The sequence below is a fragment of the Bacillus sp. Brlt_9 genome (assembly GCF_051948935.1).
In the GTDB taxonomy this organism is placed as follows: domain Bacteria; phylum Bacillota; class Bacilli; order Bacillales; family Bacillaceae_G; genus Bacillus_A.
Map to the genome: position 1 here is coordinate 1 of NZ_JAYJLO010000016.1, position 13,833 is coordinate 13,833.

Here is a 13,833-nt window from a genome sequence, read left to right on the forward strand (position 1 = left end):
TTATCATATAATAACTATTAACGTCAACACTTTTTAATAAAAAGTTCTTTTTCTTACATAACGAATACATTCCTCTGTATTAGCGACTCTTCGAAACAAACAAAAAATGATTTTATATCTTTCTTCCATCGCTTTTTTTACAACATCATGAATACGCTCATCTTCAAAATCAAATAAAAGTTCTTCTAACTCTCTCTTCAGTATGTATTCCATTTCTTTTTTCTCTTCTTTCGTTAACATAAATCCAAGCAACTCATCACCTCAGTCGTTTCTTACAGAGCAATAAACGTTCTGCTCATTTTTATTTAACAAAATCCTATCATCCATTATATCCACTACTTACGATATTAATCCCTTGTTCTCTTTTTTATATTCACAGCATATATGTAACTGAAAAGGATTGGACAAAGGGGCGTAATATTATGTTTTTCTTTTTTATTACGAGTAAAAGAAACTTTAAACACATTAGCTTAATAGTGATACTTTCCTTATTTACAGCGTGGCTACTCTTTTTGAAAACATATTCACACGAATCCGCTTTTTCAACTGCTACAGGACCTAAAGTCATTTACAAAGGCGACACCTCCAAAAAACAAGTTGCATTTACGTTTGATATTAGCTGGGGAGACAAAAAAGCAATTCCAATCCTTGATACACTTAAAGAAAGAGATATTAAGAATGCAACTTTCTTCCTTTCTGCTGCATGGGCAGAAAGACACCCTGATGTTGTTGAGCGCATCATAAAAGATGGACATGAAATCGGTAGTATGGGGTACAATTACACGTCCTACACTTCTCTAGAGACAAATGAAATACGAAGAGATCTTTTGCGAGCGCAAGATGTGTTTACAAAACTCGGTGTGAAACAAGTCAAGCTATTACGTCCACCTAGTGGAGATTTTAACAAAGCAACACTAAAAATAGCAGAATCACTTGGATACACTGTCGTTCATTGGAGTAATAACTCAAACGATTGGAAAAACCCTGGCGTAAACAATATCGTTTCCACCGTCTCTAATAATTTAAAAGGTGGAGATATCGTCTTATTACATGCATCCGATTCTGCCCTTCAAACAAATAAAGCTTTACCACTGCTTCTGCAAAAATTAAAGAGTGACGGCTATGAACAAATATCCGTATCACAACTTATTTCCAACACAAGTACGAAAAGTGAAGATGTAAAATAATTCTGCACACATAAAAAGCTCTACTACCTTTCACTCAGGTAATAGAGCTTTTTTCATTCATACAATTAACCTGTGTAAAAACTCTCTTAATTAGGCCGACTTACTCGTCTTTCCAATTAAACGATGTAATATAAGTAACTGATATGCATTACATAATAAAAGTGGTATCACCATTAAATATAACCAATCTGTATCATTAATCCGAAGAGCTGGTACCCACTCAAGAATTGTTACAACAACCATAAAGAACAAAGCGGGCACAAATGCCTTTTTGTTCGTTTCTTTACTTTTTATATAAGCAACAATGGCCCCAAACACAAATAATACACCTGCAACAAGTATGTTATTTCCTAATGAAACTTCCCCATTTGCAATCAATACAGATCTTAAATACACGAAATCAAATAAAACGAATGCAATAAAGAAGAGCTGCACTGTATTCCATAAAGAAGGTGACCTGAACATCCCTAGCCCAAAACGATGGATTGTTAAATAGGCAAAGAACCCCATTTGACTAATAACACTAAAAATGAATCCTACGCCCATCAACCAGAAGGAAACTGCTAAAATCTCCTTCGCGTCGGAATTTTGAAAAAATTTAGCGTACTTGTCCCACTCTAAAACAAACCCAATAATGACCGTACTAATCCCACCAAGAAACAACGTCGTAAAAAATAGTCGTACCCACTTGCGGCTATTCACAACACATCCCCCATTATCCTTATATTTCTAATCAAATTGTATCAATGACAATTTCAAAAAGCTAGCCATGTTCATGTATAAATTCCTTAAAGATATTTATATTAAAAAGAGAGAACTGTGCTGAAAGGAGTTCCAACTTATGAAACGGATGCTGCTCGTTTTGACTTCTTCTTTTCTATTTTTTGTACTTGTAGCATGTGCACAAGAAAAAGAAGCAAAGTCCGAACTTGATTATGATCAAACGAAGAAAATGATTGTTGATATTTTAAAAACCGATCAAGGTAAGAAAGCCATTCAAGATGTGTTAACTGATGAAAAAATGAAACAAGCACTCATACTAGATGAAACAGTAGTAAAGAAAACGATTGAAGATGCAATGGTATCCGATAAAGGGCAACAATTTTGGGAAAAGCTCTTTAAAGACCCTGAGTTCTCATCGAAATTCGCTAAAAGTATGGGAAAAGAACAAACAACCTTAATGAAAACATTACTAAAAGACCCTGAATACCAAGCAGGCGTTATAGAAATTATGAAAAACCCTGAAGTAGAAAAAATGATGCTACAAACGATGAAGAGCAAAGAATACCGCCAATATTTACAACAAGTACTAACAGAAACTGCCGAAAGCCCACTCTTCCAAGCTAAGATGATAGATATTATTAGTAAAGGTGTACAAAAGGCTGAAAAAAGTGGTTCTGATAAAAAAGAAGCAGGCGGTGAAGGTGGTTCTCAAGACGGTAAAAAGGAACAGCAGTAAAAATAATAACGATAATAATGAGTGGACAATATATGTATCGTCCACTCATTATTATTTTATTTTTGTGCAACAGCTGTTTTATCAATTACTGTCTCAGCTATCGTGCGATAAATAAGACCTGTCGTATGTGTATCCTCGTATACTGACGGCGCAAAGTCTTCTTTATTCCAATCAGGTTGTTGAAGTGGGATTCGGCCAAGTACTTCCGTTTGAAGTTCTGTAGCTAATTTATCTCCCCCACCTCTTCCAAACACATATTCTTTTTCACCAGTTGTTTTACTTTCAAAATACGCCATATTTTCAACAACGCCAAGAATACTATGTTCTGTACGTAAAGCCATAGCTCCAGCACGCGCTGCTACAAATGCCGCTGTTGGATGTGGCGTTGTTACAATAATCTCTTTACAAGCCGGCAACATCGAATGTAAGTCTAGCGCAACATCACCTGTACCCGGTGGTAAATCTAAAACTAAATAGTCTAAATCTCCCCACTCTACTTCTGTAAAGAAATGATTTAACATTTTCCCAAGCATAGGTCCTCTCCAAATAACCGGTGCGTTATCCTCTACAAAGAACCCCATTGAGATTACCTTTACACCTAGACGTTCCACTGGGATGATTCTATCTCCTCTTACAACAGGACGTTTCTCTATCCCCATCATATCCGGTACACTAAAACCATAAATATCGGCATCAATGATACCAACCTTTTTCCCTAGACGAGCTAGAGCAATAGCAAGGTTAACAGAAACTGTTGATTTTCCCACTCCACCTTTTCCACTCGCCACTGCTAAAAATGTCGTTTTTGAATTTGGTGACAATAAAGATTCCGTTTGCTCTTCTTCCTGTTCTGGTGCAAACTGAGATAATTCCTCTTCTGTAAATTCTGCAAAGCGAAGCCCTACTGTTGCTGCTCCTAGTTCTTTTACTAACTTTACAATTCCAGATTGCAATTGCATTTGTTCCGCTGTACCGGTTTTTACGATTGCAATTTTAACACTTACATGTTCCTTCTCAGGCTTAACTGTTACCTCTTTAATTGCCCCTGTTTCTTTTAACGTTTTATGTAAAAACGGATCTACAATCCCTTCTAACGCTTCCACTACTTGCTCTTTCGTTACCATAATTAGCCCAGCCCCCTGTATGAAAAATAACGTAATGTTAATTTAATGTCTCTCTTTATTCTCAAAATAAATGCGTTTACATTTCCAGTATAACATATTTTCGGAAAACTTCGTTAACGAGAGAAACGCAAAAAATCCTCCTTATTCTGGAGGATTTCCTTTTTCGGTGAAATAACGTAATATACCACGATATACTGCAGCCGCTACCTTTTGCTGATATTTCTCCGAATTTAACATATACCTTTCATTTACATTCGATAAAAAGCCAGCTTCAATTAAAGCGCCTGGTGTTTTCGCATACTTTAATAGATACACATGAGAAATTGTTTTAGCAGAACGATTCGTATTCTCTAAACTCGTTCTCAATTCAGCTTGTATAAATTTCGCAGCACGTTCATTTTCAATTGAAGAACGGTAATAGAACGTTTGTGCGCCTCTCGATCCACTACTAGTTAAAGCGTTTAAATGAATACTCGCAAAAAAGTCTACATCAGGTTTATTAATAATCTCTACACGCTTTTTTAAATCCTCTGCTTTACGTCTACTATATGATTTTGTATCTTTCTGAGCTAAATCATAATCTCCATCTCTCGTTAAAATAACTAGCGCACCTTGCTCTTGTAAATAATCTTGCACCTTCTTTGTAATCTCAAGCGTAATATCCTTTTCTACAATATCCTTTCCACCAACTGCCCCTCCGTCTGGCCCACCATGCCCAGCATCTAATACAATTACTTTCCCTGATAAGGGTAAATTCCAAGCTCGCCACGATTTTGTAATTTGAAACTCTTGTTTGACTAAAAAAAACAAAACAACCGCAGCGAGTGCAAAAGAGATAATTCGAATTCTCTTCATACCTTTCCTCCTCCAGCTAGTCCCTCTAATTACTTATATGGGACAAGAGGAAAGTTTATGCTTGTCTTAATGAAGCTTTAATCGATATCTTCTTTCACCTTTTTCATATCCTTCCTGCCACCATAAGCCGATAAACTGCTGGCAAGATTCAAAAAGCAATTCCTCATCTTGTAACTTAATTTCACGCATAGTCATGCTCGCTAAAAATTGAAATAGTGTTTCCGTTAATTGTTGCTCTTCTTCTAAGGCTCTATATTTCACATCAAAGAACGATTCACCATAATAACCAAATTTACTATATCTCGCTCCTAATAAATACGATTCTATTCCTAGTTCAATACAGTAATCTTCATACTGCCGATGAAGTTCCTGCATCTGAAAGGCATCTCTAATATTTGAACGTAATGTTTTTAATGATAATTCCCGCAGCATCTTCCGTTCATATTTCAACTGCTTTTCTTTTTGTTTTTCTTGTAAGCTGACAATGACATTCATAGTACTTATAAACCTCCCTAATACGTATTAGTCTAAACTTCTAAAGAAGAAGCATACGCGAGAGGGTAGGACTAAAATATTCCAAGCAACAAAAATTATAAAAGAAGAATGAAACATAAAAAAACCCCAACCAAAATGGTTGGGGTTTGTAGTTCGCAAAAATTAACGTTTTGAGAACTGAGGTGCACGACGTGCGCCTTTAAGACCGTATTTTTTACGCTCTTTCATACGTGCGTCACGAGTTAATAGACCTGCACGTTTTAGTGTTAGACGGTATTCTGGATCAGCTTTTAATAAAGCGCGAGAAATACCGTGACGAATAGCACCAGCTTGACCAGTGTATCCACCACCATTTACGTTTACAAGTACATCGTAGTTACCTAAAGTTTCTGTTGCAACTAGAGGTTGTTTCACTACTTCACGTAATGCAGCAAATGGGATATAGTTTTCAAAATCACGACCGTTAATGATAACGCGTCCTTCGCCTGGAACTAGGCGTACGCGCGCTACTGAACTCTTACGACGTCCAGTGCCATAGTATTGAACCTGTGCCAAAGTAAGCCCTCCTTTAATTAATTATCCGCGAAGTTCGTAAACTTCTGGTTTTTGTGCTTGGTGTGGATGCTCTGCTCCAGCATACACGTTTAGTTTCTTAGAAACTTGACGGCCTAAGCGTCCTTTTGGAAGCATGCCTTTAATTGCAAGCTCTAACATTTGTACAGGGTAGTTTGTACGCATTTCTAGAGCTGTTCTTTGTTTAAGTCCACCTGGGTGGTTAGTGTGACGGTAGTAAATTTTATCGTTTAATTTATTACCTGTTAAATGAATTTTCTCAGCGTTAATAATAATTACATGATCACCCGTGTCAACGTGTGGTGTAAATGTAGGTTTGTTTTTACCGCGTAAAATGGATGCTACTTCACTAGCAAGGCGACCTAAAGTTTGACCTTCAGCATCAACCACATACCATTTACGCTCAACTTCGTTAGCTTTTGCCATAAAAGTCGTACGCATGTGTTTCCCTCCTCGTTATCTTTTCCATAGAAAAAATCTATTGTTTATCTTAAACACGATTTCCTTCCGGGGCTAATCGTGGTTTTAGAAACAATACCATATGTTATGATATACTTTTGAGTTTCTAATGTCAAGCAAATGTTACACCAGGATTAGTTGTTATAGTTTACTTGCCATAAGTAAAGCCCATGACCAGGAGCCATCTTTCCAGCAAACTGACGATTTTGTTTCGCTAGAATCTCTGGAATGCTATCTGGATCAAGCTTTCCTTGCCCTACGCTCAGTAACGTACCAACAATAATTCTGACCATATTATATAAAAATCCATTACCTACAAAACGAAAAATTAATTCATCGTCTTGCTCAATTAGCTCAATTTCATAAATTGTTCTCACTTTATCTTTTTTGTCAGTTTTTGCCGAACAAAAAGAAGTGAAATCATGCGTTCCAATAAAATAAGGGATCGCTTTTCTTATAGAGTTTATTTCGAGTGGATATGGATATTGATATACATAATTTCTACGGAATACATCCGCAGTCTTTGATAATAATACACGATAACGATATTCTTTTCTCTCAACACCGTAACGCGCATGAAATTCTTCGGTTTTTTTCTCTACCTGCCTGATAACAATATCATCTGGCAACATTGTGTTTAATGCATTACCCCATTGCCACTCTTCAAGAGACAACGGTGTATCAAAGTGTATTACTTGTCCTTTAGCATGAACGGTAGAATCCGTTCTGCCTGATGCCTGAACACGAACAAGTTCTCCTTTATGCAATTTCTGCAAAGCTTTTTCAATCTCTTGTTGAACAGTACGATGCTGCGGCTGAATTTGATAACCACAAAAATGCATGCCATCATATGCAACCGTACATTTTATTCTATCCATTTCTCTATTCTCCATTACGATCGCACCCATGCCAAAATACAAGCTAAACAAAGTAAGCTTATAATCGTTACTGTATCGCTTGTTTTCCAGCGTAGTTGCCTAAATTTAGTACGTCCTTCGCCACTTTGATATCCACGAGCCTCCATAGCAATTGCTAAGTCCTCAGCACGCTTAAAAGCACTGATAAATAGAGGAACGAGTAGGGAGATAATGGCTTTCATCCTATCTTTTATCGGTCCCCCTGCGAAATCAATACCACGTGACGATTGTGCCTTCATTATTTTACTCGTTTCATCCATTAATGTTGGAATAAAACGAAGAGAAATTGACATCATTAATGCGATTTCATGAACAGGAACTTTTATACGCTTCAACGGCTTTAATAACGTCTCCAAACCATCTGTAATCTCAATAGGTGTCGTCGTTAACGTTAATAATGTCGTCATTAAAATAATAACGAAGAATCGTATAGAAATGTATATCCCTTGCTCTAATCCTTTTTCATGTATCGAAAACCAACCAAGCTGGAATAGTACTTCCCCTTCTTTATTTGTAAAAATATGCAGGAAAAATGTAAAAAGAAAAATCCATAGAATTGGTTTTAAGCCCGAAAGTACATAACGAATCGGCACTTTTGCAAAAAATAAAGCAATGAGTGCATATAAAAATAAAAATCCATATGAAATCGCATTATTTGCTAAGAAAACAACAAATACATATAAAAAGACAATCAGCAGCTTCGTACGTGGATCAAGTTGATGAATAAGAGAATTCCCTGGAATATACCTTCCAATAATCAACTGCTGCATGATTCATGACCACCTTTTCGTAACACCTGCACAACTTCATGAGTAAGATCCTCTAAAGATAAGGTAGCCTTTGGGATTGAAATGCCAAACTTCTCTTCAATTGCACGTTTATACTTTAAAGACATAGGAAGATCCACGCCAATTTTCTCTAGTTCATCAGCATGTGAAAATACTTCCTCTGCACTTCCTTGCAAAAAGACCGTTCCTTTATGCATGACTACAATCTGCTCCGCATACTTAGCAGCATCCTCCATATTATGCGTTACAAGAATAACCGTAAGACCTTTCTCCTTATGCAGCTTATAAAACATCTCCATAAGTTCATTCTGCCCTTTTGGATCTAGTCCTGCTGTAGGTTCATCTAATACAAGCACTTCGGGTTCCATCGCCAATACACCCGCTATCGCAACACGCCTCATTTGCCCACCACTTAACTCAAACGGTGAACGTGTTAACAGTTCTGGTTCTAACCCTACAAGTTCAATTGCCTCTCTTGCCTTTTGCTTCGCTTCTTCTACAGATACCCCAAAATTAGTAGGGCCGAAACAAATATCTTTCTCCACAGTCTCTTCAAACAACTGATGTTCTGGGAATTGAAAGACAACCCCTACCTTTTTACGTAGTGGCTTTAGCTTTTTTTCTTTCTTTCCTGCCGAAATGAAATGTTCACCAATTTGAACTGTGCCATTTGTCGGCTGCAATAAACCATTTAAATGTTGAATCATCGTCGACTTACCTGAACCAGTATGACCGATAATGGCATAATAGCCCCCACTTGGAAACGACACGTCTACATCATAAAGTGCGCGTCTTTCAAATGGAGTTTTATATTGATAACGATGTTCTACTTTTTGGAATGTAATCTCCAAAGTTCGTTCACCAAGCTTTCCATTGTAAGATGCGTATTTTGCAAGAGAATTTCATTTCTTTTTAATAATTCTGCTATTTTCACTGAAAATGGTACATCTAATCCAATTTCTTGGAGCATATGAGAGGATTTGAAAATTTGTTCTGGAGTCCCTTCCTCTAATATCTCTCCCTTATTTAAAATAATGACACGGTCTGATTGTGCCGCTTCTTCTAAATCGTGCGTAATTGATAACACGGTAATACCTTTTTGATTAACAAGTTGTCTAACCGTTTCTACTACTTCACGTCTCCCTTGGGGGTCTAGCATTGACGTTGCTTCATCTAATATTAAAATAGATGGCTGAAGTGCTAAAACACCTGCTATTGCCACTCGCTGCTTTTGCCCACCAGATAACGAATGAGGCTCATCATTAAGAAAATCTTCCATACGGACAAGTTTGAGGGCCTGATCTAATCTTTCTACCATTTGCTCTCTTGGCATTCCGATATTCTCTAAGCCAAAGACAACGTCATCTTGCACTGTCGTTCCAACAAATTGATTATCTGGGTTTTGAAATACCATCCCAATTTGTTTTCGAACATCCCATACCGTTTCCTCTGATAAAACCATTGTATCATTTACTGTAATAGTTCCTGCTTCTGGCAAAAACAAACCATTCAATAATTTTGCAAGTGTAGACTTCCCTGAACCGTTTTGTCCAATAACAGATACCCATTCTCCCTCATATAAAGAAAATGAAACATCTTTTAATGCATAAGTGGCTGCCCCAGGATATTGAAAGGATATATTTTCTGTCCGAAGTTTCTCTTTTTTCAATACAAGGCACCCTTTCTTTCGCCAAGTTAGCCTATTTTTATATTTAAAAAAAAGGGCCATGACCAGTTTCTTGAAAAGAACTGTCCTGCCCTTTTAATTATCATTATACTAACTCGATAATTACCATTGGTGCTGCGTCTCCGCGACGTGGACCAATTTTTGCAATACGAGTGTATCCGCCTTGGCGCTCAGCATAGCGTGGAGCTACATCAGCGAATAATTTTTGAAGTGCATCTTGACCAGTCTCAGCGTTAGCTACTTCATTGCGAATGAAAGCTGCTGCTTGACGACGAGCATGAAGATCTCCGCGTTTACCTAAAGTGATCATTTTTTCCACTACAGAACGAAGTTCTTTTGCACGAGTTTCTGTCGTTTGGATGCGCTCGTTGATAATTAAATCAGTAGCTAAGTCACGTAACATAGCTTTACGTTGCGCACTTGTACGGCCTAATTTTCTGTATGCCATTCGTAGTTCCCTCCTTTGTTGATGGGTTTAAATCCTCAGTCGTCTTTACGTAAACCTAAACCTAATTCCTCAAGTTTATGTTTAACTTCTTCTAAGGATTTACGTCCTAAGTTACGAACTTTCATCATATCTTCTTCTGTTTTGTTCGCAAGCTCTTGTACAGTATTAATTCCTGCACGTTTAAGGCAATTATAAGAACGAACAGAAAGATCTAGTTCCTCGATAGTCATCTCAAGAACTTTCTCTTTTTGATCTTCTTCCTTCTCAACCATAATCTCAGCATTTTGTGCTTCATCAGTTAAACCAACAAAGATATTTAAATGCTCAGTTAAGATTTTGGCACCTAAAGAGATAGCTTCTTTTGGCCCGATGCTTCCATCCGTCCATACATCAAGCGTAAGCTTATCATAATTAGCCACTTGTCCGACACGTGTCTTTTCCACTTGGTAAGTCACACGTGATACTGGAGTATAAATAGAATCAATAGGAATTACTCCTATTGGTTGATCTTCGCTTTTATTTGCATCAGCTGGCGTATACCCACGGCCACGCTTTGCAGTTAAACGCACGCGGAAATGCGCATCTTTTGCTAACGTTGCAATGTGTAAATCTGGATTTAAGATTTCTACATCACTATCGTGAGTAATATCAGCAGCTGTGACAATACCTTCGCCCTGCACATCAATTTCCAACGTCTTCTCTTCTTCAGAGTAGATTTTAAGAGCTAACTTTTTCAAGTTTAAGATGATCGTTGTAACGTCTTCTACTACGCCCTCAACTGTTGAAAATTCATGTAATACGCCATCGATTTGGATAGCAGTAACAGCGGCACCAGGGAGTGAAGATAAAAGAATACGACGTAAGGAGTTACCCAACGTAGTACCATATCCACGCTCAAGCGGTTCAATTACGAATTTACCATATTTAGCATCTTCGTTAAGTTCAACCGTTTCGATTTTCGGCTTTTCGATTTCAATCATTAACTAAACCCTCCTTCAAAACGTCGAAACCCCGGTTAAACAAAGGTACAACCCCTGTCTAACCGAAAGTCCCCCTTAGGCAGTTCCCGATTGTGCACAACAAGCGATGTTTCTGTACGAAATTTCTCGATAATGCATCATATCCATTATAGACAAAAGGGAAAATTCTATACAGAAAAATTACACACGACGACGTTTTGGTGGACGACATCCATTATGAGGAACTGGAGTAACATCTCTAATTGCTGTTACTTCTAGACCTGCAGCTTGAAGAGCACGAATTGCAGCTTCACGACCAGCACCAGGACCTTTAACAGTAACCTCTAAAGTTTTTAAACCGTGCTCCATTGCAGCTTTAGCAGCAGTTTCAGCAGCCATTTGCGCAGCGAATGGAGTAGATTTACGAGATCCACGGAAACCAAGTGCACCAGCACTAGACCAAGAAAGTGCGTTACCGTGAGTATCTGTAAGAGTTACGATTGTGTTGTTGAAAGTAGAACGAATATGAGCTATACCAGCTTCGATATTCTTTTTCACACGTTTTTTACGAGTGTTTGTTTTACGTGCCATTGTTAGTTCAACCTCCTTTACTTATTATTTCTTTTTATTTGCTACTGTACGACGTGGACCTTTACGTGTACGAGCATTGTTTTTAGAATTTTGACCACGAACTGGTAAGCCACGACGGTGACGAAGACCACGGTAAGAACCGATCTCCATTAGACGTTTAATGTTAAGAGATACTTCACGACGAAGGTCTCCCTCAACTTTAATACGATCGATGATATCACGGATACGTCCTAATTCGTCTTCCGTTAAATCACGAACTCGTGTTTCTTCAGAAATACCTGCTTCAGCAAGAATTTTTTCAGCAGTTGTGCGACCAATGCCGAATACGTAAGTTAAAGAAATAACAACGCGTTTGTCTCGAGGAATATCTACACCTGCGATACGTGCCATTACGAATGCACCTCCTTCTGATTAACCTTGTTTTTGTTTATGTTTAGGGTTTTCACAAATAACCATTACTTTTCCACGTCTACGAATAACTTTACATTTTTCGCAGATTGGTTTAACTGACGGTCTTACTTTCATGTCTCGAACCTCCTTAAAGATTACGGAGTGCTATATTATTTAAAACGGTACGTAATACGACCACGATTTAAATCGTACGGAGATAATTCTACCGTAACTTTGTCTCCTGGTAAAATACGAATGAAGTTCATACGGATTTTACCAGAAACGTGAGCCAATACGACATGCCCATTCTCTAATTCTACTTTGAACATAGCATTTGGCAACGTTTCAAGAACGGTACCTTCGACTTCAATTACATCATCTTTAGCCATTCAATAGTTCTCCCTTCTTCAAATCAGTAACATTTTACACTGCTCTGAAATCCCGGAGAGCCAGCTACTTATAAAGTGGTAAGGATTTCGTATCCTGCTTCTGTAAGAGCAATCGTGTGCTCAAAATGGGCACACCATTTACCATCTACCGTTACCACTGTCCAGTCATCAGATAGTGTTTTTACATATCGTCTTCCTTGATTCACCATCGGCTCAACACAGATGACCATTCCCGGCTTTAATCTAGGGCCTCTATTTGGTGGACCATAGTGCGGGATTTGAGGGTCCTCATGTAAGTCTTGCCCGATTCCGTGACCAACATACTCCCTAACGATCGAGAATCCATTCTCTTCAGCATGGGTTTGAACCGCATGTGAGATATTTGATAATCTTTCGCCTGGTTTTACTTGTTCTAGACCAAGATACAACGATTTTTCTGTGACATCAAGTAGCTTTTGAACAGATTCAGAAATGTTTCCAACTGGATACGTCCATGCAGAATCGCCATGGTACCCATTGTATTTCGCACCAATATCGATACTGATGATATCGCCCTCTTTGAGCTTGCGCTTCCCTGGAATTCCGTGTACAAGCTCTTCATTTACAGAAGCACATATGCTCCCCGGAAATCCGTTGTATCCTTTAAAAGATGGCGTAGCACCATATTTTTGAATCGTCTTTTCCGCTATTTGATCGAGCTCTTTCGTTGTAATTCCTGGAGTAATGTGCTGTTTCAACTCTTGATGAGTTAAAGCAACGATCCTGCCAGCTTCTCGCATGATTTCTATCTCGCGAGGAGTTTTGCAGATTATCATTACGCTAAGCCTCCGATGAGAACATCGATATCAGCAAATACTTTATTGATATCTTGCTCACCATTAATGCTTTGTAGGTAACCAAGCTCCTCGTAGAAATCAAGCAAAGGTTTTGTTTGCTTAATATTTACATCTAAACGATTTGCTACAGTTTCTTCATTGTCATCAGAGCGTTGATATAGTTCGCCACCACATTTATCGCACACGTCAGCTTTTGCTGGCGCATTGAATTCTAAGTGGTAAGTCGCACCGCACTCTTTACAAATGCGACGGCCTGTAAGGCGTTTTAATAACAACCCTGAATCCACATTAATGTTTAAAACATAGTCGATTTTTTTGCCAAGATCTTTCATAATCTCTTCAAGAGCTGATGCTTGTGCAACAGTTCGTGGGAAACCGTCTAATAAGAAGCCTCTTGCGCAGTCTTCTTGACTTAAACGTTCATGAACGATTCCGATTGTAACTTCATCTGGAACAAGTGCACCTTTATCAATAAAAGATTTTGCTTGTAAACCCATTTCAGTTTCAGCCTTCATAGCTGCACGGAACATATCTCCTGTTGAGATGTGAGGGATGTTATACTTGGCAACAATCTGTTCGGCTTGTGTACCTTTACCAGCACCAGGAAGCCCCATTAAAATTAAGTTCATCCTTGTTCCCCCTCAGAGTACATGAGCATGTAGGGAAGATAATACTT

21 protein-coding genes are annotated in these 13,833 nt (G+C 38.2%); 2 read left to right on the top strand and 19 right to left on the bottom strand.

From position 1 onward, the window contains the following. Window positions 1-33: 33 nt before the first annotated feature. Window positions 34-252, bottom strand: coding sequence for a hypothetical protein (locus tag VF726_RS29510; RefSeq protein ID WP_048526377.1), 219 nt, complete (start codon window positions 250-252; stop codon window positions 34-36). 170 nt (window positions 253-422) lie between these two features. On the opposite strand from VF726_RS29510, the gene pdaB reads away from it, so the two are divergent. After that, on the top strand, window positions 423-1,187 hold the full coding sequence (gene pdaB / locus VF726_RS29515; RefSeq protein ID WP_440173815.1) for a polysaccharide deacetylase family sporulation protein PdaB: 765 nt from the start codon (window positions 423-425) through the stop codon (window positions 1,185-1,187). 90 nt (window positions 1,188-1,277) lie between these two features. Here the strand turns inward: pdaB and kbaA are convergent, their stop codons facing one another. Then, window positions 1,278-1,889 (bottom strand): KinB signaling pathway activation protein KbaA, encoded by a 612-nt coding sequence (gene kbaA / locus VF726_RS29520; RefSeq protein ID WP_440173816.1) that lies wholly within the window; start codon window positions 1,887-1,889, stop codon window positions 1,278-1,280. Window positions 1,890-2,028: 139 nt separating this feature from the next. Between kbaA and gerD the strand changes: the two genes are divergently transcribed. Beyond that, window positions 2,029-2,646: a spore germination protein GerD gene (gerD, locus tag VF726_RS29525; RefSeq protein ID WP_166705278.1), complete on the top strand. Its 618-nt coding sequence runs from the start codon at window positions 2,029-2,031 to the stop codon at window positions 2,644-2,646. Between the two features lie 56 nt (window positions 2,647-2,702). Here gerD and VF726_RS29530 read toward each other — a convergent pair whose 3' ends face one another. From VF726_RS29530 to VF726_RS29610, 17 genes are all read right to left on the bottom strand, one after another. Continuing rightward, entirely contained in the window at window positions 2,703-3,770 is a 1,068-nt protein-coding gene (locus VF726_RS29530; RefSeq protein WP_440173817.1) for a P-loop NTPase, read from the bottom strand. 141 nt (window positions 3,771-3,911) lie between these two features. Continuing rightward, window positions 3,912-4,625 (bottom strand): N-acetylmuramoyl-L-alanine amidase CwlD, encoded by a 714-nt coding sequence (gene cwlD, locus VF726_RS29535; protein ID WP_440173819.1) that lies wholly within the window; start codon window positions 4,623-4,625, stop codon window positions 3,912-3,914. Window positions 4,626-4,691: 66 nt separating this feature from the next. Then, the gene (locus VF726_RS29540) at window positions 4,692-5,120 is read right to left on the bottom strand and encodes a DUF2521 family protein (protein WP_048526371.1); all 429 of its coding nucleotides are present in this window, start codon (window positions 5,118-5,120) and stop codon (window positions 4,692-4,694) included. A 162-nt stretch (window positions 5,121-5,282) separates the two neighbouring features. Further along, complete coding sequence (gene rpsI, locus VF726_RS29545; RefSeq protein ID WP_000079986.1) at window positions 5,283-5,675, bottom strand: 30S ribosomal protein S9; 393 nt, start codon at window positions 5,673-5,675, stop codon at window positions 5,283-5,285. Between the two features lie 21 nt (window positions 5,676-5,696). After that, window positions 5,697-6,134 carry a 50S ribosomal protein L13 gene (gene rplM, locus VF726_RS29550; RefSeq protein ID WP_001260793.1) on the bottom strand — a complete coding sequence of 146 codons (438 nt, stop codon included), beginning with the start codon at window positions 6,132-6,134 and terminating at the stop codon, window positions 5,697-5,699. Between the two features lie 152 nt (window positions 6,135-6,286). Next, a complete protein-coding gene (gene truA, locus VF726_RS29555) occupies window positions 6,287-7,030 on the bottom strand; it encodes a tRNA pseudouridine(38-40) synthase TruA (protein WP_087955362.1) in 744 nt (247 codons plus the stop codon). Between the two features lie 14 nt (window positions 7,031-7,044). After that, window positions 7,045-7,839: an energy-coupling factor transporter transmembrane component T family protein gene (locus tag VF726_RS29560; protein WP_001186532.1), complete on the bottom strand. Its 795-nt coding sequence runs from the start codon at window positions 7,837-7,839 to the stop codon at window positions 7,045-7,047. Further along, window positions 7,827-8,708 carry an energy-coupling factor ABC transporter ATP-binding protein gene (locus VF726_RS29565; RefSeq protein WP_000406519.1) on the bottom strand — a complete coding sequence of 294 codons (882 nt, stop codon included), beginning with the start codon at window positions 8,706-8,708 and terminating at the stop codon, window positions 7,827-7,829. Before VF726_RS29565 ends, VF726_RS29560 begins: the two co-directional genes overlap by 13 nt. Then, window positions 8,684-9,526, bottom strand: a complete 843-nt coding sequence (locus VF726_RS29570) for an energy-coupling factor ABC transporter ATP-binding protein (RefSeq protein WP_000711782.1) — start codon at window positions 9,524-9,526, stop codon at window positions 8,684-8,686. Before VF726_RS29570 ends, VF726_RS29565 begins: the two co-directional genes overlap by 25 nt. Before the next feature lie 103 nt (window positions 9,527-9,629). Further along, a complete protein-coding gene (gene rplQ, locus VF726_RS29575) occupies window positions 9,630-9,992 on the bottom strand; it encodes a 50S ribosomal protein L17 (RefSeq protein ID WP_000331490.1) in 363 nt (120 codons plus the stop codon). Between the two features lie 35 nt (window positions 9,993-10,027). Next, window positions 10,028-10,972, bottom strand: a complete 945-nt coding sequence (locus VF726_RS29580; RefSeq protein ID WP_000569643.1) for a DNA-directed RNA polymerase subunit alpha — start codon at window positions 10,970-10,972, stop codon at window positions 10,028-10,030. A gap of 180 nt (window positions 10,973-11,152) precedes the next feature. Beyond that, window positions 11,153-11,542 carry a 30S ribosomal protein S11 gene (gene rpsK, locus VF726_RS29585; RefSeq protein ID WP_000101798.1) on the bottom strand — a complete coding sequence of 130 codons (390 nt, stop codon included), beginning with the start codon at window positions 11,540-11,542 and terminating at the stop codon, window positions 11,153-11,155. A gap of 24 nt (window positions 11,543-11,566) precedes the next feature. Continuing rightward, on the bottom strand, window positions 11,567-11,932 hold the full coding sequence (rpsM, locus tag VF726_RS29590; RefSeq protein WP_000090788.1) for a 30S ribosomal protein S13: 366 nt from the start codon (window positions 11,930-11,932) through the stop codon (window positions 11,567-11,569). Window positions 11,933-11,953: 21 nt separating this feature from the next. Beyond that, entirely contained in the window at window positions 11,954-12,067 is a 114-nt protein-coding gene (gene rpmJ, locus VF726_RS29595) for a 50S ribosomal protein L36 (protein ID WP_000868344.1), read from the bottom strand. A gap of 35 nt (window positions 12,068-12,102) precedes the next feature. Next, window positions 12,103-12,321 carry a translation initiation factor IF-1 gene (infA, locus tag VF726_RS29600; protein WP_001029884.1) on the bottom strand — a complete coding sequence of 73 codons (219 nt, stop codon included), beginning with the start codon at window positions 12,319-12,321 and terminating at the stop codon, window positions 12,103-12,105. A 68-nt stretch (window positions 12,322-12,389) separates the two neighbouring features. Then, a complete protein-coding gene (gene map, locus VF726_RS29605; protein WP_000582539.1) occupies window positions 12,390-13,136 on the bottom strand; it encodes a type I methionyl aminopeptidase in 747 nt (248 codons plus the stop codon). Then, entirely contained in the window at window positions 13,136-13,786 is a 651-nt protein-coding gene (locus tag VF726_RS29610; RefSeq protein ID WP_440173824.1) for an adenylate kinase, read from the bottom strand. The genes map and VF726_RS29610 overlap by 1 nt, the downstream gene beginning before the upstream one ends. Window positions 13,787-13,833 lie beyond the last annotated feature (47 nt).

Coding starts and splice junctions, on each gene's coding strand:
- rpsM (WP_000090788.1), bottom strand. CDS start 11,932: ATGGCACGTATCGCAGGTGTAGATATTCCTCGAGACAAACGCGTTGTT.
- rplM (WP_001260793.1), bottom strand. CDS start 6,134: ATGCGTACGACTTTTATGGCAAAAGCTAACGAAGTTGAGCGTAAATGG.
- rplQ (WP_000331490.1), bottom strand. CDS start 9,992: ATGGCATACAGAAAATTAGGCCGTACAAGTGCGCAACGTAAAGCTATG.
- cwlD (WP_440173819.1), bottom strand. CDS start 4,625: ATGAAGAGAATTCGAATTATCTCTTTTGCACTCGCTGCGGTTGTTTTG.
- infA (WP_001029884.1), bottom strand. CDS start 12,321: ATGGCTAAAGATGATGTAATTGAAGTCGAAGGTACCGTTCTTGAAACG.
- VF726_RS29540 (WP_048526371.1), bottom strand. CDS start 5,120: ATGAATGTCATTGTCAGCTTACAAGAAAAACAAAAAGAAAAGCAGTTG.
- truA (WP_087955362.1), bottom strand. CDS start 7,030: ATGGATAGAATAAAATGTACGGTTGCATATGATGGCATGCATTTTTGT.
- VF726_RS29530 (WP_440173817.1), bottom strand. CDS start 3,770: ATGGTAACGAAAGAGCAAGTAGTGGAAGCGTTAGAAGGGATTGTAGAT.
- pdaB (WP_440173815.1), top strand. CDS start 423: ATGTTTTTCTTTTTTATTACGAGTAAAAGAAACTTTAAACACATTAGC.
- VF726_RS29580 (WP_000569643.1), bottom strand. CDS start 10,972: ATGATTGAAATCGAAAAGCCGAAAATCGAAACGGTTGAACTTAACGAA.
- VF726_RS29610 (WP_440173824.1), bottom strand. CDS start 13,786: ATGAACTTAATTTTAATGGGGCTTCCTGGTGCTGGTAAAGGTACACAA.
- VF726_RS29560 (WP_001186532.1), bottom strand. CDS start 7,839: ATGCAGCAGTTGATTATTGGAAGGTATATTCCAGGGAATTCTCTTATT.
- gerD (WP_166705278.1), top strand. CDS start 2,029: ATGAAACGGATGCTGCTCGTTTTGACTTCTTCTTTTCTATTTTTTGTA.
- rpsK (WP_000101798.1), bottom strand. CDS start 11,542: ATGGCACGTAAAACAAACACTCGTAAAAAACGTGTGAAAAAGAATATC.
- map (WP_000582539.1), bottom strand. CDS start 13,136: ATGATAATCTGCAAAACTCCTCGCGAGATAGAAATCATGCGAGAAGCT.
- rpmJ (WP_000868344.1), bottom strand. CDS start 12,067: ATGAAAGTAAGACCGTCAGTTAAACCAATCTGCGAAAAATGTAAAGTT.